The organism is Pseudovibrio sp. SCP20, from assembly GCF_057774105.1.
Genome location: NZ_JBYMDH010000007.1, coordinates 84,166 through 102,327, shown reverse-complemented (window position 1 = coordinate 102,327; position 18,162 = coordinate 84,166). Strand labels below are relative to the sequence as shown.

Genomic DNA, 18,162 nt, shown 5'->3' with positions numbered 1-18,162 from the left:
TACAGCATATCTCTGAAAACTGTGTCAGTGGACCTCAGCAAGCTCCACCGACTTCACCAGCTGCACACCCTTCTCAGCCAGCTCTGTCCGGCAGCCTTCCCAGGCCTTCGGATCAATAGAAAGCACAGCATCTTCCACCAGCTCCACAACATACCCACGGCCCAGCGCCCCAAGTGCCGTGCTCTTCACACAGTAACACCCATCAAGCCCGGCAATCTTCAGTCTCCCCACATTATGCTTTTCAAGAAACGCAACCAGCTCCTCACTGGCAAACGCATCCCCCACACTCTTCACAGTATCCGCATCCGGCTGAAAACTAAGCCGCTCGTCCAACGCCAATCCATCTGAACCTTTGGTACCCAGCCCTTCACCAAGCAAACCAATCAGGAAGTTGGTGTAGCCCCCTTCATAAATAAGCCGCGTGGTGATCACAGCCTCACCCCGAGCCTGCGCCTCTGCCGCCAACCTGTTGATCCGCTCAATCCGCTCCTCAACGAATGAGGCTGGCCACTGCCGCGCCTTGGTATTTTGGGTGAAGTCTTCCTGCATATCCAGCACCAACAACGCCGCCTGATCCCGCTGCACCTTATCAATCACCTCACCCTGGATCGGCCCCTGCAAACGCATCAAACGCTGCGCGGTGTAGCCAAGCCCCACCACAAGCACCAGAACCACAAGCCCAACCGCACTCCAAACACTCATTCACGCCTCCAAATTACGGCTGAGCCAGTCGAAGACATCACTCGAACGCCTGCTCATCCATATCCTCACCAAACCACCCAATACTGATTCTGTCAACTCAGTTGACAAATTAGATGTAAGCGCGCTGCAAATGCTCGTGCTAGGTTGACCGTGTAGTGTGTGAGTCTCTTTTTCGTTTACTTAAAGTTCTTTCATGACCACCCGAAAATCAGCAGTCGTCCTCGGCGCCTACGGCTTCATCGGCGCAGCCTGCGTCAAACACCTTCAAGCAGCAGGGTTTCACGTCACTGGCGTTGGCCGTTCACGATCTGCGGCGCGTCAAACCTTCCCGGACATCCCGTGGCACATCCTCGACATCACCAAAGCCACCACCGAAGAGTGGCAAGAGATTTTCCAGAGTGCAAACATCATCATCAACGCCTCCGGCGCTCTTCAGGATTCTGCGAAAGACAATCTGGAGGCAATCCATGTTCAGGCGATCAAGCGGATCTGTGAGGCGTTAAAAGACACGGATAAACGCTTCATCCAAATCTCCGCTGCGGGTGTAAGTCTTGAGGCCTCTACTCATTTCTTTCGCACCAAAGCAAAAGGGGATGCTTTTATCCGAAAGCATCTCTCCCACGCATTCATTCTGCGCCCTGCTCTCGTCATAGGCCCACAAGCCTACGGAGGCACGGCCCTCCTGCGAGCCGCAAGTGCAATGCCGCTGATTGGCTTTAAAGTGTTTCCCGATAGCCAGATCCAATGCATCTCATTGGATGACCTGGCCAAAGCCGTCACCCAATGCGCCCTTGGCAACATACCCGAAGGCACAACGGCGGACCTCGCAGAAGAAACACCACAAAGCTTCTGGCAACTCACAAAAGCAATAAGAAGCTGGCAAGGCTTCCCGGAATGGCGCTACGCCGTAACAACCCCAAACTGGCCTTTGACAGTAACAAGCAAACTGGCGGACATACTCGGCCACCTTGGCTGGCGCTCTCCACTGCGCAGTACCTCCATTGAAACACTACGAGAAGGCATTCTCGCCGACACATCAATTTGGAAAAATGCAGGCGGCTTCACTTGCAAATCACTTAAGGAAACACTTGCCGATCTCCCCGACACCACTCAGGAGCGCTGGTTCGCAAGACTCTATCTCCTGCTCCCACTCACCATCGCCTGCCTCTCTTTGTTCTGGCTTGCCTCCGGAGTTATCGGAGCCATCCAACTCAAAGAAGCTCAAAGTGTCCTGCTTGAAAGAAGCTTCCCACCAACGCTCAGCCTGCTTTTTGTCTTAGGCGGCAGCCTGGCTGATATCACCCTCGGCACCTTGATCCTCTTCCGCAAACACACACGCCTCGCCTGCCTCGGCATGATTGCTGTGACACTCGGCTATCTGGGCGCTGGAACTATCTGGGCAACGGACCTCTGGGCTGATCCGCTTGGCCCCTATGTGAAAACGATCCCCGCCATGATCCTTGCCCTCTTCCCCATTCTGCTGCTGGAGGAAAGATGACCTACGAGTTCCTCAAGTTCCTGCATATCATCGGCGCATGTGTCCTCATCGGAACTGGAGCAGGCATTGCGTTCTTCATGGTAATCGCTGCCAGAACGCTGAACGCCGCCGCAATCGCGCACACGGCGGGAACGGTCGTTATCGCCGACACGCTCTTCACGGCCACAGCTGTGATCGTTCAACCCATCACCGGATATCTGCTGGCAAGAGACGTTGGCTGGCCATTAACCGAAGGCTGGATCATGCTCTCACTGGCACTTTACATTTTTATCGGCGCATTCTGGTTGCCTGTGGTCTGGATACAAATCCAACTCAGAAACCTCGCCGCAGCAGCAGTCGAGACCGACACCGCCTTACCGCCCCGCTATCACACCCTCTACCGCATCTGGTTCGCCTGCGGCTTCCCAGCATTCATTGCGATATTAGGGATTGTTTGGCTGATGATTGCGAGGCCGGAGATTGCAATTAGCCCTACACATTTATAAGTTGCAGTCTAATAAATTTTCTCGCAAGGCACTGGAATGGACAAGCAGCTCGCGATCACAAAACTTAATGAAAAAATTGACACTGCACAAAATTTGATCAAGTCATATCAAAGTGACAAATTTAAAACATGGCAACATACGACTAAGGTGCTCATCAAAAAGATATTTTCTGATACCGATAGTCATCTGAGTCAGTTTGAAAGTATTAGTTACACTCCAATGGTGATAATCTCTGGAGATAACTCATCTAATTGGACAAAGTCTAGAAAGAGTGGGCTGGAACACACGGCTAGCACTCTTACAGCATTCGTTGATGAAATTGTAGAATTTTGGGAAGATACTGAGTCTCTAAGCTCAACAGCTACTCCCAAAAATTCGGTACAAGACCCGATTGAGATACTGCTTAACGGCTTCCACAAGTTCGCTCGTCAATTAAGGCGTCGGCACAACAGTCGCGCAACCATCAAAATCGATGACGAATATGATGTGCAAGATACACTATACGCTCTCCTTAAGCTTTTTTACAAAGATATAAGGAAAGAGGAATGGACACCTAGTTATGCAGGTGGCTCCGCAAGAATGGACTTCCTTCTCAAGGACGAAAAAACCGTCATTGAAGTAAAAAAGACAAGAGACACATTGAAAGATAAGAAAATTGGAGAAGAGCTACTGGTTGATATTGGAAGGTACAATACTCATCAGGATTGCGAGCACCTCATTTGCTTTGTCTACGACCCTGAGGATTTGATTATCAACGCAGTAAGATTGGAGAGCGACTTATCAGGGGTTAAAGACGGTTTAAAAGTGAGTGTCTTTATCAGACCAAGCCACTAATCTAGCATCCATAATTGTGTCTCCAAATACCAACAAAAAAGGCCCCGGATCTCTCCGAGGCCTTTCTCATTTCATAACCGCAAGTCGTTGAGGCTTATTTGCTCCACCAGTTGGCGGAAGGCTCGAAGCGGCCAGCGGCCTGTTCGATGACTTCGCCAACCTGGAACAGGGTGCCTTCGTCGAATGGTTTACCGATCAGCTGCAGGCCCAGTGGCAGACCGTCTTTGTTGAGGCCAGCTGGGATGGACATGCCTGGTACGCCAGCCATGTTCGCAGTCACGGTGAACACGTCATTCATGTACATGGTCACTGGATCAGTGATCTCGCCCGGTGCAAACGCTGCATCTGGGGTGGTTGGTGTCAGGATAGCATCCACACCGTCCGCCCATGCATTGTCAAAGTCCTGCTTGATCAGGGTACGAACCTTCTGCGCTTTCAGGTAGTACGCGTCGTAGTAACCCGCGGACAGAACGTAGGTGCCGATCATCACGCGGCGCTTCACTTCATCACCGAAGCCAGCTGCACGAGTGTTCTCATACATCTCTACAATGTCGTTGCCCGGCACACGCAGACCGTAGCGAACACCATCGTAACGCGCTAGGTTGGAAGAAGCTTCCGCTGGAGCCACGATGTAGTAAGCAGGCAGAGCGTACTTGGTGTGCGGCAGAGAAATCTCGACGATTTCAGCGCCAGCTTCTTTCAGCCATGCAATGCCCTGCTGCCAGAGCGCCTCAATCTCCGCTGGAATACCATCCATGTGGTACTCTTTAGGGATACCGATCTTCATGCCCTTGATGGATTTGCCAACGAACTCTTCGTAGTTCGGCACTGGCGCATCAACAGAAGTGGTGTCTTTTGCATCTACAGAAGCCATGGACTTCAGCAGGATCGCGTTGTCACGCACAGTACGGCCAATTGGACCAGCCTGATCAAGGGAAGACGCAAACGCAACCATGCCCCAGCGTGAGCAACGGCCATAGGTTGGCTTGATGCCAACAGTACCGGTCAGTGCTGCAGGCTGACGAATGGAACCACCGGTGTCAGAAGCTGTTGCCGCTGCACAAAGGTGCGCAGCAACCGCAGAAGCGGAACCACCAGAAGAACCACCAGGAACCAGAGCAGTCTCAGTGCCATTGCGGCGCCAAGGGTTCACAACATTGCCGTAAAAGGAGGTCTCGTTGGAAGAGCCCATCGCGAACTCATCCATGTTCAGCTTACCCAGCATCACAGCACCGTCATCAAACAGGTTCTGCGTAACAGTGGACTCATACTCAGGCTTGAAGCCATCAAGAATATGAGAACACGCCTGAGTGTGAACACCTTTGGTCGCGTAAAGGTCTTTAATGCCGAGAGGAATACCTTCCAGCGGACGCGCTTCGCCAGCAGCGATTTTTGCGTCGGACGCTTTAGCCTGCTCACGGGCAATATCGCCAGTCACAGCAACATACGCATTCAGCGCCTCATTGCCGGACTCGATAGCACCGAGATAGCTCTCAGTCAGTTCAGTTGCGGTAAAATCACGGGCAGCAAGCTTGTCGCGCGCCTCTGCGATGGTCAGTTTGGTAAGATCAGTCACAGTCATTATCCTTGTGAAATCGGGCGCTTATTCAACAACTTTAGGCACGGTGAAGAAGTTGTCTTCATGTACCGGTGCGTTGGAAACAACCTTGTCCGCATAACCGCCATCGGTCTGGCCATCTGCGCGCTTTTTCATGGACTGCTCAACAACAGAGGTCATTGGCTCAACGCCCTCAATGTTCACTTCGTCCAGCTGCTCAACGAAACCAAGGATCGCATTCAGCTCACCAGTCATTTTCTCTGCCTGCTCGTCATCAACCTTGATGCGAGCCAGCCCGGCAACACGTTTTACGGTGTTCAGATCAACCGACATGTTTCACTCCGAAATTACGGGGGCAAAAGACTGCCCACCTCGAACTCTGGCAAAGAGCTATAAACACAAAAAAACAGCAGAACAATCACTGCCCTGCTGTTCATCCCTCATATTCTCATCATTACGGAACCAATTAGTACCGATTATCAGGAAGCATACTCAAACTGCCTGCCGCGAACACCAGCAACCACAAGCCACAAGGCCAGTGCCAATAACAGCGGAAGGGCTGAGAGTGAAAGGCCTGCCCAGCCAACAGTGCTGTACAAGATACCCGTTGAAAGCGCAGAGATCGCGGAGACCAATGCCACCACAGAGTCATTGGCTCCTTGCGCAAGCGGCGCATCTTCCGGTGCCACAACTTCAACCAGGCGAGACGTTGCCCCAATAAACCCGAAGTTCCAGCCAATACCAAGCAAGATCAAGGCCACATAGAACGCCCACAGTTCAACACTGAGCGCACCAATCACGCCAGCTGCCGCCAACATCAACAGACCTAACACCATCACGGAGGTCGTTCCGATCCGGCGGATGATATAGCCAGTCACAAAACTCGGCCCGAACATGGCCACCAGATGCCAGCGGATCACATCACTGGATTGCCCAACGGAGAAACCGCAGTACTCCATGGCAAGCGGTGTAGGAGACATCTGCATGGTCATAAAGCCAAAGGATAGCCCGGCGCAGGCCGTAGCACTCCAAACCGCAGGTCTGCGCAGCACTTTCAGGGACTCCACAAACCCTTTGCTTTGACCAGAGTTTTTCAAGACCGGCGGCAAACGTAGACCCAAAACGGGCAACGCACCAACCACGGCAACACCCGCCAAGGCCAGATAACTGCCAACAAACGGAATAACGCCGCCGACATCCTTCACAACACCAACTAGGCTTGGCCCCAACAAAGCTGAGAGCAGCCCCATTGACATGCTCAGGGAAATCGCCATGGGCTTCCATTTTTCGCTAGCACTATCAGAGGCAGCAAAACGCATGAAGGTATAAGCCGCGGTCGCAATACCCAGCAGAACATGCCCAGCCAGCAAAACAACGAACTGATTGGCATAGAGCGCATAAACACATAGCAACGAGCCAACAATGCTCAAGCCTACCCCCAGCAAGATGCCTTTCTGCCGACCATAGCGCCCCATAAACAGCGAAATTGGTGTGGCAAACAGGAAGTTGCCAAACATCTGCAGCGCCAGCGGCACAGTCGCCATGGTGGGATGCGGCGCAAGATAAGATCCAGCAAGCGCGCTGATCGCAATCAGAATTGGCATCTGCATGGAAAGGATTGCCGTTGCAATCAAAATGAGCGGAAAATTGCGGGCTCTGTACGTTTCCCCCTGCTCCGCCATCTCTGAAAGTCCCATAGTAATTCCTCGAAGAAACTTTGACGGCCTTGACAATACCGCCTACAACAATTGGCAGTTAGGACATTCAAGCTTCAAATCATGCCAAACACGCAACTTGAGCAACATCGTCATATTGATGCACTCGTGTATCACGGTATCAACCTTCTGGATCTGGCGGGCCCTATGCAGGCTTTCTGGACGGCGGACAGTTATCGACCCAATTATAAACTCAGGATTCTTTCCGCTGACGGACAGCCTATAGAAACACAGCCTGGGATCAAGATTGCAGTTGATGGAACGTTTGCCGATTGGAACCCAGACGCAGACCTCCTCATCCCCGGTGGCCGCATTGATAAAGAGCTGGGCAGCGGCCCCCTCCGCCCACTGCTTAAAAAAGCTGCAGCAAGAACAAATGGAGAGCGCATCATCTCTATCTGTTCGGGCGCACTCATTCTGGCAGACTCCGGCATTCTGGAAGGCAAACAAGCCAGCACCCATTGGAGCCGTGCGTCTACGGCACAATCTGAGTTTCCGAATGTGGACTGGCAGCTCAATCAGCTCTTCGTCAACTCCGGCAACATCTATACCTCAGCAGGTGTCACAGCGGGCATCGACCTGACTCTGCATCTTATAGAACAAGACCTCGGCTCAGCTATCTCACTGAAAACGGCACAGGAACTGGTGGTCTATCTGCGCCGCAATGGCGGACAGGCTCAGTTCTCTTCCGCCCTCTCCTTGCAAGCCGCCGGACAGTCCAACATCGCTAAGCTCTCAGAAATCATCTTGTCCGAACCGGAAGCTGACTGGACGATCGAGAAAATGGCACAATCTGCCGGCGTCTCCACCCGCACCCTGCATCGCCGCCTGAAAGAAGATATAGGAGCAACTCCGGCCCAGTTTGTGGAGCGCTTGCGCCTGGACCTTGCCAGAACAGCTTTGCTCAAACGAAGCTCCATCAAACAGGCAGCTCACCTTTCCGGCTTCGGTCACATACAAAACCTGCGCCGTGCCTTCCAACGCAACTTCGGCATTACGCCCTCTGAATACGTGGAAAGGTTCTCCTGATGCCAGAACAAACCACCAAGCGAGGCCGACCGCAAAATACAGAGCTCACACGCCAGATCCTCAGCACAACCCTCAACACTCTGGCAGATAACGGCTATCACGGCACCTCTACACAGCAGATTGCAGAGCTAACCGGCACATCAAAGCAGGCCCTCTACCGTCGCTGGCCCAACAAGGCAGCATTAGCGCTTGAAGCCATGCGCTACGGGTTCCGGCAAGTGCCGCCAGTCTATCCGGGCATGTCTTCGTTTCAGAACGATCTGCTGGAAGCAGTCACTGGCATGCTGACAGCTCTCCATGACACACCTTTGGGCACCGCATGGCTCACCTTATTGGCAGAACCTTCGTTAGCGGAGGAACTTACCCTGATTGAAGGCGAACAGCGCACCCACTTCAGACAGATATTTGTCTACTGGAACACCACTGCATCTATGGAGACGAGCATCGACCAACTGCTCGGTTTTGTGTTTTTCACCAGCCTCGTCCGTGGAAGAAAACCAACACTACGTGAAATTACAGAGTTAATTCAGAGCGTTACAAGCCGATCATAAAAAGTAAAAGCCGCTCTCCTCTTGGTGAAGACACTTGATTGGCACTTGTACACCCTCCTGAGGCAATAAGATTGCACCTCGCAAGAACGGGCAATTTCCGCGGGCCGAGGTTGTCGACCAAACACAGCATTCTTCCTGACCTTGCTTTGTTTGTACGGCGAAATTCATTGTTTCATTGAGGGTAATATAATGAAAATCAAATCCATCGCTGTTGCAGCAGCCATTGCAGGCGCTGCCCTGTCCGCAAGCACATTCGGCGCATTCGCTGATGAAATCTCCACTTACACCTCTGGTGGCTACGCAATTGGCGGCACCGATCCAGTTGCATACTTCACTGAAAACAAGCCTGTTCAGGGTAAAGCAGAATTCACCGCGCAGTACGACGGCGTAACCTGGAAATTCTCCAGCGCTGAAAACCGCGACAAGTTCGTTGCTGACCCGGTTAAGTTCGCTCCTCAGTACGGCGGCTGGTGTGCAGTTGGCGCATCCTTCGGCAGCAAGCTTGAAACCAAGCCAGAGCTCTGGGACATCGTTGACGGCAAGCTCTACCTCAACGCTCACGATGGTGCTGTGAAGCGCATGCAGTCCCGCACAATCGAAACCATCACCAATGCAGATGCGAACTGGGTTGATATCCGCGACATTCCTGCAGACAAACTCTAAGTTTCCATCAGCGCATATGCTGCAGGTAGGCGATGCCTAGCGCCTATTCCGATATCTCCCCAATTCTCATGGCAGCATATGCGTTGAGCCCTAGAGAAAGCCGCAGATCTTCTGTGGCTTTCTTTCGTTTTGGGAAGCGGCTCCCTAAAGAAGCCCACCTCACAAAATTACTCAGCACCTCCAGCAAGTTATCCCGTTCTGCACATGCCTTGCAGCGAGTAATCCACGGTCTCACAACCAGTTCGCAAAACGGTGATGAAGCGTTATTGGCCTTCCTCCCGCCATTCCCGCATATTGAATTCAAGACATAGATAAAAACAGGTGCCTCCCCATAAGCACCTGGTAAACCAAACAGGCCAGACTTGGCTTTACATATCAGCCCGAAGGAGTTGCCCATGCCGATCAAATCTTCAGTTCTTGCAGTTGGACTTGCCCTGTCAGCAATTGTAACTGTTCCGATGACGGCAATGGCCGATGAAATTACCAACTTCGTCGAAGAAGGTTATGCAATCAAGGGAACAGACCCTGTTGCTTACTTCACTGAAGGCAAGCCAGTTGCAGGCAAAAAAGAGTACTCCACACAGTACCAGGATGTGACCTGGCTGTTCTCATCTGCAGAAAACCTCGACAAGTTTAAAAAGGATCCGGCTAAGTACGCGCCTCAGTACGGTGGCTGGTGTGCAACTGGTGTGAGCTTCGGAGTGAAAATTCCGATCCAGCCAGAGCAGTGGAAGATCGTTGACGGCAAACTTTACCTGAATGCCCATGCAGGTGCCCAGCGTCACTTCCTCAAAGACCCGAACGCTTCCATCGCCCGGGCAAATGAAAACTGGCCAACGATCATTCACACGCCAGAAGCTGACCTTTAAGCGAACCCAACCCAAGCTCCCTTGAAGGCCCATTCCAGTCACGCGTGCCCCCAACAAAGCGTGACCCCGCGGTGAAAGCAAAAAAACGCGGAATGTGTCCCTTTCAAACTCAAAAGGCCTCAGTTCACGCTGAGGCCTTTTCTTGTTTAAGCAGTGCGTGTCCGGTCAGGACGCTGTCACATTGTTGTTCACCGTCACCGTTTCACCCGGCTTCAACTCAGCCACACGAAACGCATCATCTCCCATGCATTCGGTAAACTGATCCGCGCTCTGATCGAGGATTGGGAAAGTGCCATAGTGGCAAGGAATAATGGTCTGGAACTCAAAGTAACGCTGACAGGCCATAGAAGCTGTCCGGCCACCCATGGTGAAGCGATCGCCAATCGGCACGATACCGATCTGAGGCCGGTAAATTTCGTTGATCAGCTCCATATCGGAGAAGATATCCGTATCCCCCATATGTAACAGTGTTGGCTCATCCTCAGCCATCACCACCACACCTGCTGGGTTCCCCAGATACACATCCGCAATGCTGCCTTCAGTGTCAAAAGAGCAAGCCGAACTGTGCACCGCATTGGTCAGCGCAACGCCGAATGGCCCCATGTTCACGCAGCCGCCGTGGTTCATGGGATTGATCTTCTCAATCCCCTTATCCTGCGCCCACATGCAAATTTCCCAGTTTGCAGTCAGCGTTGCACCGGTGGCTTTCAGAATATCGATGGTATCGCCCACATGGTCATCATGGCCGTGGGTCAAGAGAACGTGGTCCACACCTTCACTGGCCTGCTCAACGGTCATCCCTTCAGGAAAACTCGGATTGCCAGACAAGAACGGGTCAATCAGCAATGTTGCCCCGGGAATGTGAACCTTGAAAGCAGAATGGCCCAGAAACTGTAAATCCATACTACCAATCCCCCTATGCGGTACGCCAAAAACCGGCGCCCTCCATGATGACTAAAATATTATCTAGACTAGTAGGGATTTGGTTACACAACCCTTAAATGTAACTGATCAAAGGCAAAACACCGACCAATGCCTCTAAGAGATCTGCCAGTCGATCTCTTTAAGACCATGTTTCCGCAAATATGCATTGGTTTTAGAAAAGGGAGCTGAACCAAAGAAGCCGCGTCGGGCAGAAAGTGGAGATGGATGCGCACTCATCAAAACCAGATGCCTGCTCTCATCAATCAGCTCCAGTTTCTTCTGCGCATGCGCCCCCCACAGGATAAACACCAGATGCTCCCGTGTTTCTGAAAGGCCCTTGATCGCAGCATCTGTGAACGGCGCCCATCCTTTCTTGGCATGAGATCCAGCCTTAGCCTCCTCCACACTCAAAGACGTGTTCAACAACAACACACCTTGCTCTGCCCAATGGGTCAGACAGCCATGAGAGGCCGGAGCAAACCCGAGATCGCTCTCCAGCTCCTTGTAGATGTTGCGAAGAGACGGAGGCAGCTTAACGCCTTTGCGAACCGAAAAGGAAAGCCCATGCGCCTGCCCTTCTCCGTGATAAGGATCTTGCCCAAGAATAACGACACGCACATCACGCAGCGCAGCCGCCTCAAAGGCTGCATAACAGTCCGCAACAGGAGGATAGATCGTTTTGCCTGCAGCAGCTTCCGCATCTAGAAAGGCCTGAAGCTTCTGAAAGTATGGTTTCTCCATTTCTGGAGCTAAAATACCCTGCCATCCTGCTTCAAACTGCACCTGTATCACTCCTGTCTCCACCTGCTCAATGTTCTTGTGTCCATACCTTTACCAGAACAGCTGCCCATCAGTTCTTCTGGAAACAGCATGTCCCCGAGAAAAATATGGATTACCCGCTTGGCGTTGCTCGCAAGCCGTGCTAACCCGCCGCCATGGCAAATGATCCTTCACTATCTCTCGAAGATTTCTGCGACGCGCTTTACGACGATGATCGCCTGATCGGCATTGACCTTGGCACCAAAACCATCGGCCTTGCCCTCACCGATTCCGGTCGTCAGATCGCATCGCCGCTGGAAACCATCAAGCGCAAGAAGTTCACGCAAGACGTGGAGCGTCTGCTCGATCTTTGTCATGAGCACGGTGTATTCGGCCTTGTCATCGGCCTCCCCCTCAACATGGATGGCACCGAAGGCCCACGCTGTCAGGCAACCCGCGCCTTCGTACGCAACCTCGCTCAGAAGACAGAAATCCCAATCACATACTGGGACGAGCGCCTCTCAACAGCAGCCGTTACACGAACGCTCATCGAAGCCGACCGCTCCCGCGCCCGCCGCGCCGAGCTCGTCGACAAGATGGCCGCCACATACATCCTGCAAGGTTTCCTCGACCGCGTAAACTATGGCGGCACCTCGCTCTTCGACGAAGAGTGAGCTCCCGCGCCAACAACACTTGAGAAAATTTAAGGCGCCCTGCGCTTTACCACTCTGCTTTTTTCAGGCTACGTGAATAGACGGATACGCGCATCAACGCGCTTTTTCTCCATCCACTTGCAAGGACAGTTTTCGTCTGAGCAACAGCCTGAAAAGCACACGCATGTTTTCTGCCCTGTCAGCCATCATCTCTGTCCTGCTCCTCACAGCCACAGGATGGTTCCTCCGCCATCGCAATCTCATTCCAAGAGAGCGCTGGAGTGGCATGGAAGATCTGGCTTACTGGGTTCTGTTCCCCGCCATCATCCTGATCAACGTGGGAACCTCCGACTTTTCAGCGATGCCGGTCATCGAGATCACCATCTCGGTACTGGGAACCTTCTCAATACTGGCAGTGCTCTGCCTCGTACTGCAGCCAGTCCTGAAGCAAAAGTTCGAAATCTCAGGTCCACGCTTCACCTCAATCTTTCAGGGCGTCGTGCGTTGGAACGGGTTCGTCGCCATGGCGATTGCGGCCAACAGCTTTGGGGATGAAGGTGTGGCACTGGTCGCTGTGATCATGGCGATTATGATCCCGGCTGCTAACCTGCTCTGCGTGCTGATCCTGTCCATCTATGCAGGTGGCTCTGCACCCTCCCCAAAATTGCTGGCAAGAGAGCTGATCAAGAACCCCTTCATCATCAGCGTAGCAGCAGGTGGATTGATCAACGCCTCAGGTGGTCAGATCCCTGAAGTGATCGCCAATTACCTGACATTTCTGGGAAGTGCTGCTCTACCGATTGCAGTGCTGTGTGTTGGCGCCGCATTGGATCTGGGCGCTCTGCGTCGTCCCGGCCCAGCGCTCACATCCGCACTCTTGCTGCGCAACGTACTAGCCCCCGGCATTGCCTTAAGCTTTGCGCTCACACTTGGACTGGACGAAATCTCAGCAACCATCGTTACGCTGGTCTTCTCTGTTCCAGCAGCGGGCGCGAGTTATGTTCTGGCAAAAAAAATGGGCGGCGATGCTAAACTGATGGCCGAAATTCTGACCCTTCAGACAGTCGCCGCCGCAATCACTATTCCAGCGTGGTTACTGGTCGTGGCTTACTTGATTGGATAAAGCCACTCCAGAATACCCATCGCGTCATAACGCGCATCCAACATGCCATAGCTTGAACGCCACTGGCCTGCCATGCGGGTTTCGATAAACGCATTGGCGATAGCTGCAGGAGCAACCTCCTTCAGCGCAGCAGCAGCAGCCGTAATCGCCAGCTGTTCAGTCAGCAAACGTGCACCGCCTTCGTCTTCCAGACAAGTCCGCGCAGCAGCCTGCAGCACTTCAACAGAAACCTTGCCTGCAGGACCAAGATCCGCTTCCAGCATACCCAGAACGTTCATGAAGCTGTCTGGTGTACGGTGCATTGCCCGCAGCAGATCCAGCGCCATGATGTTTCCGGAACCTTCCCAAATGCTGTTCACTGGTGCTTCACGGTAGATACGGGCCATATCGTGGTCTTCCACGTAGCCATTACCACCCAGACATTCCATCGCCTCTGCAGCAACGTTCTCTGCGCTCTTACAGATCCAGTACTTGGCCGCTGGTGTGATGATCCGCAGGAAGTCAGCTGCCTGACTGTCCTCACCTTCCTGATCCATGCAATGCGCCAGCTTGAGCGCAAGTGCCTCACTGGCCGCCATGTCCAAAGACATATCCGCCAGAACACGCTGCATCAAAGGCTTCTCAATCAAACGCGCACCAAACGCACTGCGGTTGGAGGTGTGATGAACCGCTCTGGAAATCGCCGCACGCATAAGCGCAGCTGAACCAATACAGCAGTCAACACGGGTCGGCGTCACCATCTTAAGGATGGTCTTGATGCCCTTACCCGCTTCACCAACAAGGAAGCCAACAGCATTATTGAACTCAACCTCAGAAGACGCGTTGGACTTGTTGCCAAGCTTGTTCTTCAGACGCTGGAAGTCCAGCCCATTCACTTCACCGCTTTCAAGAATACGCGGTACGAGGAAACAGGACGGCCCTTCTTCCAGCTTCGCCAGCACGAGGAACGCATCACACATAGGTGCGGAGAAGAACCATTTGTGGCCGTTGATCACGTAAGTATCGTCGGAAACCTTTTCCGCGCGGGTGATAATCTGGCGAAGGTCAGAACCACCCTGCTTCTCGGTCATGCCCATGCCAAGGCTGACGCCCATCTTCTGGCTGGCAGGACGGAAGCGCTGGTCATACTTGCGGCTTAATATGCGCTCATTCCAGACTTTGGCAAGCTCAGGAGCCTGTGTCAGAGCCATAGCAGAGGCATTGGTCATGGTCACCGGACAAAGATGCCCGCCTTCCACCTGGCTCATCACGAAATACTTGCGGGCGCGGTTATAAAACGCACGGTCTCCACCGGGCTCCATGGACTCGACGGACGCACTGTGCAGGCCAGCTTCAAACGAGCGGCGCATCAGCGCATGGTAGGATGGGTGGAACTCGACAACATCAAGGCGGCGGCCATATGGATCGTGTGTTTTAAGCACCGGTTCATTAACATTTGCCAATCTGCCCAGATCCAGTGCATCTGCGGCTCCACACTGCTCACCAAACTTGATAAGCTCTTCGCGTGCAGAATCGTTGGACCCTGTACCACCCAAATCAGCAAGGAGAATTGGATCACTCTCGGCAAGGTTGTACCCACAATATGGCGGGGCCTGATTGATCACCCCTGTCGTCATAGTGGCTTGTGAAACTTTATCCATTTTTCCTCCCGCGAGTTGCCCCAGCGATTTTGATAGGTTACCGCGCACGTTGCAACTGCGATTTGCACAATAAAAACTATACATCCGTTGAGCTCTTTACGAACTCGGTGTTTCTGCCTATAGAAGGGTCTTCGATGAGCAAGAATATCACACATCGATCCTCAGCGTTCCCGCATCGCCATCTCCTCGGTATCGAGGGATTGCAGCCTCCCCACATTAATTACCTGTTGGACCTTGCCGACGAAGCCGTCGAAGTCTCCAGACAGGTAGAAAAGCAGAAAGCTGTTCTGCGTGGGCGAACGCAAATCAACCTCTTCTTTGAGGCTTCCACCCGCACCCAATCTTCTTTTGAGCTTGCAGGCAAGCGTCTGGGCGCGGATGTGATGAACATGTCGGTCTCCACCTCATCGGTGAAGAAAGGGGAAACCCTGATCGACACGGCTGCAACCCTGAACGCAATGCGTCCTGACTTGCTGGTTGTTCGCCACCACGCCGCAGGTGCAGTTCACCTGCTGGCCCGCAAAGTCGGTTGCGCGGTCGTCAACGCCGGTGACGGCCCTCACGAACACCCAACTCAGGCTCTGCTGGATGCCTTGACCATCCGCCGCCACAAAGGAACCCTCGGTGGTCTGACAGTAGCCATTTGCGGCGACATCCGCCATTCCCGCGTCGCGCGCTCCAACATCATCCTTCTCTCCAATATGGGAGCCCGCGTGCGTGTCATAGCTCCCTCTACACTACTGCCCTCTGGTATTCATAGTATGGGCGTAGAAGTATTCACAGACATGCGCGAAGGACTGAAGGGCTGTGACATCGTCATGATGCTGCGTTTGCAACGCGAACGTATGAGCGGCGCCTTTGTACCATCTGTTCGTGAGTATTTCCGTTACCACGGTCTGGACGCAGAAAAGCTCTCCTATGCAAAGCCTGATGCTCTGGTCATGCACCCCGGTCCAATGAACCGCGGGGTGGAGATCGCCGCCGAAATTGCAGATGGCCCGCAAAGCCTGATCCGCGAGCAGGTGGAGATGGGTGTTGCCATACGCATGGCAGTGCTTGAAGCTCTCGCTCAAAACCTCCCTGACAACGTGTAAGAAGGACAAGCGCATGATCAAGAATGTGAACCCGCTGGTCCTGACAAACGCCCGCATCATTGACCCCGCCAACGGTGTTGACGAAGCCGGTGCAGTGTTCGTTCAGGACGGGAACATCGCCGCCGCCGGTGCAGATGCCCTCAATCAGGGCGCTCCGGAAGGCGCAAAAACCATTGACTGTAACGGCGCCGTCGTTGCCCCCGGTCTCATCGACATGGGCGTCAGCGTTGGTGAACCCGGCGCAGAACACCGCGAAACGCTGGAAAGCGCTAGCCGCGCCGCGGCCATTGGTGGTGTAACAACAATCCTCACCAGCCCAAACACGGACCCGGTGATTGATGACCCGGCTCTGGTGGACTTCATGCTCCGCCGCGCCCGCGACACCGCCATCGTCAACGTCCACCCAATGGCCGCCCTCACAAAGGGACTGGCTGGCAAGGACATGAGCGAGCTGGGTCTGCTCAAGGAAGCAGGCGCCATCGCCTTTTCCAACGACAGACTGCCAATCACCAACTCCTCTGTTCTGGTCCGCCTGCTGACCTATGCCCGCGATTTTGACGCGCTGGTGGTGCATCAGGCGCAGGACAAGGACCTGGCAGGCTCCGGCGTCATGAACGCAGGCTTGCGCGCTTCATGGCTAGGTCTGGGCGGCATTCCAAGAGAGGCCGAGTTCGTCGCAATCGAACGCGACATGCGCCTCGTTGCCATGGCTAAGGGCAAATATCACGCCCGCCTGATCTCCTGCCCACAAAGTGCAGAAGCTATCCAGAAAGCCAAGAACGAAGGCCTGAACGTAACGGCAGGCATCTCCATCAACCACCTGACGCTCAACGAAAACGACATCGGCCCATACCGGACCTTCCATAAAATGTCGCCGCCACTGCGTACGGAAGATGATCGTCAGGCCATGGTCGAGGCGCTGGCAAACGGCACAATCGACATCATTATGTCCGATCACAACCCACAAGATGTGGAAACTAAGCGTCACCCCTTTGCAGAAGCCGAAGATGGTGCTTTAGGGCTGGAAACAATGCTTGGAGCGGGAATGCGCCTCGTCCTGAACGGTGACATTTCACTCTCCAAACTGCTTGCAACAATGACCTGCAATCCAGCGGACCGTCTTGGTCTTCCTGCCGGTCGCCTTTCCAAAGGCACACCAGCGGACCTGATCATCTTCGATCCGCAAAAGCCATGGATTGTAGAAAAAGAGAAAATTCGGTCCCGTTCAAAGAACACGCCTTTCGAGGATGAAACTTTAACAGGCCGGGTTTTGACAACCATTGTTGCAGGCGGCATCCTAGATCATGACGCAATTTAACGCGCTCTTCTGAACAGCCTCAAAGGCACCAGTACAGATCCCGCGTTACGCAAGAAAGTTTAAAGCAGTGTGCTCAGCCAACCGGCAAGGCACACTGCTTTAATGCAACAACTGGAGAACACCCGTGCCTGATCCAATCAGCTGGTCCCTTGATTTACCCTACTATCTGGCTGCATTGGCCTTTGGCTATTTACTAGGCTCCATTCCGTTTGGCCTACTCTTCACAAAAATGGCAGGTCACGGCGACATCCGGAACATCGGTTCCGGCAACATCGGCACCACCAACGTGCTGCGCACTGGCAGCAAAAAACTGGCTGCCCTCACCCTGCTTTGCGACGCCCTCAAAGGCACATTCGCCGTTATTCTCATCAGCCTTTACATGGGCAATGATGCAGCCCTGATCGCAGGTCTCGGCGCATTTCTCGGCCACCTTTTCCCAGTTTGGCTGAAGTTCAAAGGTGGCAAAGGCGTTGCAACGTATATCGGCATTCTGCTTGGCATCTTCTGGCCCGTTGGCGTTATCTTCATCGCCATTTGGATCGCCACCGCCTACATCACCAAGTTCTCATCCCTGTCAGCACTGGTGGCAAGCCTTGTCACTCCCTTTATTCTGCTGGCTTTCGATCAATGGCAAATTGCGCAAATGATGGGAATACTCAGCATATTGCTATGGGCAAAACATCACGAGAACATTGCCCGCCTGCTGAAAGGCAAGGAAAGCAAGATCGGTTCCAAGGGATGAGTTGA

At 53.4% G+C, this 18,162-nt stretch carries 19 protein-coding genes; 12 read left to right on the top strand and 7 right to left on the bottom strand.

Annotated features, from left to right (window positions below):
- Positions 1-24: 24 nt before the first annotated feature.
- On the bottom strand, positions 25-702 hold the full coding sequence (locus AC3CB2_RS22665) for a cysteine hydrolase family protein (RefSeq protein ID WP_352936586.1): 678 nt from the start codon (positions 700-702) through the stop codon (positions 25-27).
- A gap of 193 nt (positions 703-895) precedes the next feature.
- Here AC3CB2_RS22665 and AC3CB2_RS22660 point away from each other — a divergent pair, with 193 nt between their 5' ends.
- Genes AC3CB2_RS22660 through AC3CB2_RS22650 form a run of 3 tightly spaced genes read left to right on the top strand, consistent with a single transcriptional unit; the run spans position 896 to position 3,519 of the window.
- Entirely contained in the window at positions 896-2,200 is a 1,305-nt protein-coding gene (locus tag AC3CB2_RS22660) for an SDR family oxidoreductase (protein WP_352936584.1), read from the top strand.
- Positions 2,197-2,685: a DUF2269 family protein gene (locus tag AC3CB2_RS22655; protein WP_352936582.1), complete on the top strand. Its 489-nt coding sequence runs from the start codon at positions 2,197-2,199 to the stop codon at positions 2,683-2,685. The genes AC3CB2_RS22660 and AC3CB2_RS22655 overlap by 4 nt, the downstream gene beginning before the upstream one ends.
- A gap of 36 nt (positions 2,686-2,721) precedes the next feature.
- Complete coding sequence (locus AC3CB2_RS22650; RefSeq protein ID WP_352936580.1) at positions 2,722-3,519, top strand: PD-(D/E)XK nuclease domain-containing protein; 798 nt, start codon at positions 2,722-2,724, stop codon at positions 3,517-3,519.
- Between the two features lie 94 nt (positions 3,520-3,613).
- On the opposite strand, the gene gatA is transcribed toward AC3CB2_RS22650, so the two are convergent.
- The 3 genes from gatA to AC3CB2_RS22635 form a co-directional block, all read right to left on the bottom strand.
- Complete coding sequence (gene gatA / locus AC3CB2_RS22645) at positions 3,614-5,095, bottom strand: Asp-tRNA(Asn)/Glu-tRNA(Gln) amidotransferase subunit GatA (protein WP_086003622.1); 1,482 nt, start codon at positions 5,093-5,095, stop codon at positions 3,614-3,616.
- Positions 5,096-5,122: 27 nt separating this feature from the next.
- Positions 5,123-5,410: an Asp-tRNA(Asn)/Glu-tRNA(Gln) amidotransferase subunit GatC gene (gatC, locus tag AC3CB2_RS22640; protein WP_008552959.1), complete on the bottom strand. Its 288-nt coding sequence runs from the start codon at positions 5,408-5,410 to the stop codon at positions 5,123-5,125.
- A 146-nt stretch (positions 5,411-5,556) separates the two neighbouring features.
- The gene (locus AC3CB2_RS22635) at positions 5,557-6,774 is read right to left on the bottom strand and encodes an MFS transporter (RefSeq protein WP_352936578.1); all 1,218 of its coding nucleotides are present in this window, start codon (positions 6,772-6,774) and stop codon (positions 5,557-5,559) included.
- An 81-nt stretch (positions 6,775-6,855) separates the two neighbouring features.
- On the opposite strand from AC3CB2_RS22635, the gene AC3CB2_RS22630 reads away from it, so the two are divergent.
- The 4 genes from AC3CB2_RS22630 to AC3CB2_RS22615 all read left to right on the top strand — a co-directional run bounded on the left by AC3CB2_RS22630 (position 6,856) and on the right by AC3CB2_RS22615 (position 9,904).
- On the top strand, positions 6,856-7,821 hold the full coding sequence (locus AC3CB2_RS22630) for a GlxA family transcriptional regulator (RefSeq protein WP_352936576.1): 966 nt from the start codon (positions 6,856-6,858) through the stop codon (positions 7,819-7,821).
- Positions 7,821-8,372 (top strand): TetR/AcrR family transcriptional regulator, encoded by a 552-nt coding sequence (locus AC3CB2_RS22625; protein WP_352936574.1) that lies wholly within the window; start codon positions 7,821-7,823, stop codon positions 8,370-8,372. Before AC3CB2_RS22630 ends, AC3CB2_RS22625 begins: the two co-directional genes overlap by 1 nt.
- Positions 8,373-8,561: 189 nt before the next feature.
- Entirely contained in the window at positions 8,562-9,035 is a 474-nt protein-coding gene (locus tag AC3CB2_RS22620) for a YHS domain-containing (seleno)protein (RefSeq protein WP_352936572.1), read from the top strand.
- Positions 9,036-9,430: 395 nt separating this feature from the next.
- Positions 9,431-9,904, top strand: a complete 474-nt coding sequence (locus AC3CB2_RS22615; protein WP_008552977.1) for a YHS domain-containing (seleno)protein — start codon at positions 9,431-9,433, stop codon at positions 9,902-9,904.
- Positions 9,905-10,069: 165 nt separating this feature from the next.
- Here the strand turns inward: AC3CB2_RS22615 and AC3CB2_RS22610 are convergent, their stop codons facing one another.
- Both AC3CB2_RS22610 and ung read right to left on the bottom strand, forming a co-directional pair.
- Positions 10,070-10,807 carry a metal-dependent hydrolase gene (locus AC3CB2_RS22610; RefSeq protein WP_352936570.1) on the bottom strand — a complete coding sequence of 246 codons (738 nt, stop codon included), beginning with the start codon at positions 10,805-10,807 and terminating at the stop codon, positions 10,070-10,072.
- A gap of 135 nt (positions 10,808-10,942) precedes the next feature.
- Positions 10,943-11,620, bottom strand: a complete 678-nt coding sequence (gene ung / locus AC3CB2_RS22605; RefSeq protein WP_352936569.1) for a uracil-DNA glycosylase — start codon at positions 11,618-11,620, stop codon at positions 10,943-10,945.
- A 143-nt stretch (positions 11,621-11,763) separates the two neighbouring features.
- On the opposite strand from ung, the gene ruvX reads away from it, so the two are divergent.
- Positions 11,764-12,261: a Holliday junction resolvase RuvX gene (gene ruvX / locus AC3CB2_RS22600; protein WP_008552975.1), complete on the top strand. Its 498-nt coding sequence runs from the start codon at positions 11,764-11,766 to the stop codon at positions 12,259-12,261.
- Between the two features lie 163 nt (positions 12,262-12,424).
- A complete protein-coding gene (locus AC3CB2_RS22595; protein WP_008552979.1) occupies positions 12,425-13,363 on the top strand; it encodes an AEC family transporter in 939 nt (312 codons plus the stop codon).
- Here AC3CB2_RS22595 and AC3CB2_RS22590 read toward each other — a convergent pair.
- Entirely contained in the window at positions 13,348-15,003 is a 1,656-nt protein-coding gene (locus AC3CB2_RS22590; protein ID WP_352936566.1) for an acyl-CoA dehydrogenase family protein, read from the bottom strand. The two genes, AC3CB2_RS22595 and AC3CB2_RS22590, sit on opposite strands and share 16 nt — an antisense overlap.
- Positions 15,004-15,137: 134 nt before the next feature.
- Between AC3CB2_RS22590 and AC3CB2_RS22585 the strand changes: the two genes are divergently transcribed.
- From AC3CB2_RS22585 to plsY, 3 genes are all read left to right on the top strand, one after another.
- On the top strand, positions 15,138-16,097 hold the full coding sequence (locus AC3CB2_RS22585) for an aspartate carbamoyltransferase catalytic subunit (RefSeq protein ID WP_037038224.1): 960 nt from the start codon (positions 15,138-15,140) through the stop codon (positions 16,095-16,097).
- A 13-nt stretch (positions 16,098-16,110) separates the two neighbouring features.
- Entirely contained in the window at positions 16,111-17,415 is a 1,305-nt protein-coding gene (locus AC3CB2_RS22580) for a dihydroorotase (protein WP_352936564.1), read from the top strand.
- A 124-nt stretch (positions 17,416-17,539) separates the two neighbouring features.
- Positions 17,540-18,157 carry a glycerol-3-phosphate 1-O-acyltransferase PlsY gene (gene plsY / locus AC3CB2_RS22575; protein ID WP_352936562.1) on the top strand — a complete coding sequence of 206 codons (618 nt, stop codon included), beginning with the start codon at positions 17,540-17,542 and terminating at the stop codon, positions 18,155-18,157.
- The last annotated feature ends 5 nt before the right edge of the window (positions 18,158-18,162 follow it).

Excerpts from the sequence above, each read along its gene's own strand:
- AC3CB2_RS22630 (WP_352936576.1), top strand. The coding sequence starts at position 6,856 with ATGCCAAACACGCAACTTGAGCAACATCGTCATATTGATGCACTCGTG.
- ruvX (WP_008552975.1), top strand. The coding sequence starts at position 11,764 with ATGGCAAATGATCCTTCACTATCTCTCGAAGATTTCTGCGACGCGCTT.
- gatC (WP_008552959.1), bottom strand. The coding sequence starts at position 5,410 with ATGTCGGTTGATCTGAACACCGTAAAACGTGTTGCCGGGCTGGCTCGC.
- AC3CB2_RS22595 (WP_008552979.1), top strand. The coding sequence starts at position 12,425 with ATGTTTTCTGCCCTGTCAGCCATCATCTCTGTCCTGCTCCTCACAGCC.
- AC3CB2_RS22610 (WP_352936570.1), bottom strand. The coding sequence starts at position 10,807 with ATGGATTTACAGTTTCTGGGCCATTCTGCTTTCAAGGTTCACATTCCC.
- AC3CB2_RS22585 (WP_037038224.1), top strand. The coding sequence starts at position 15,138 with ATGAGCAAGAATATCACACATCGATCCTCAGCGTTCCCGCATCGCCAT.
- AC3CB2_RS22660 (WP_352936584.1), top strand. The coding sequence starts at position 896 with ATGACCACCCGAAAATCAGCAGTCGTCCTCGGCGCCTACGGCTTCATC.
- AC3CB2_RS22625 (WP_352936574.1), top strand. The coding sequence starts at position 7,821 with ATGCCAGAACAAACCACCAAGCGAGGCCGACCGCAAAATACAGAGCTC.
- AC3CB2_RS22650 (WP_352936580.1), top strand. The coding sequence starts at position 2,722 with ATGGACAAGCAGCTCGCGATCACAAAACTTAATGAAAAAATTGACACT.
- AC3CB2_RS22620 (WP_352936572.1), top strand. The coding sequence starts at position 8,562 with ATGAAAATCAAATCCATCGCTGTTGCAGCAGCCATTGCAGGCGCTGCC.
- AC3CB2_RS22615 (WP_008552977.1), top strand. The coding sequence starts at position 9,431 with ATGCCGATCAAATCTTCAGTTCTTGCAGTTGGACTTGCCCTGTCAGCA.
- AC3CB2_RS22635 (WP_352936578.1), bottom strand. The coding sequence starts at position 6,774 with ATGGGACTTTCAGAGATGGCGGAGCAGGGGGAAACGTACAGAGCCCGC.
- AC3CB2_RS22655 (WP_352936582.1), top strand. The coding sequence starts at position 2,197 with ATGACCTACGAGTTCCTCAAGTTCCTGCATATCATCGGCGCATGTGTC.
- AC3CB2_RS22580 (WP_352936564.1), top strand. The coding sequence starts at position 16,111 with ATGATCAAGAATGTGAACCCGCTGGTCCTGACAAACGCCCGCATCATT.
- AC3CB2_RS22590 (WP_352936566.1), bottom strand. The coding sequence starts at position 15,003 with ATGGATAAAGTTTCACAAGCCACTATGACGACAGGGGTGATCAATCAG.
- AC3CB2_RS22665 (WP_352936586.1), bottom strand. The coding sequence starts at position 702 with ATGAGTGTTTGGAGTGCGGTTGGGCTTGTGGTTCTGGTGCTTGTGGTG.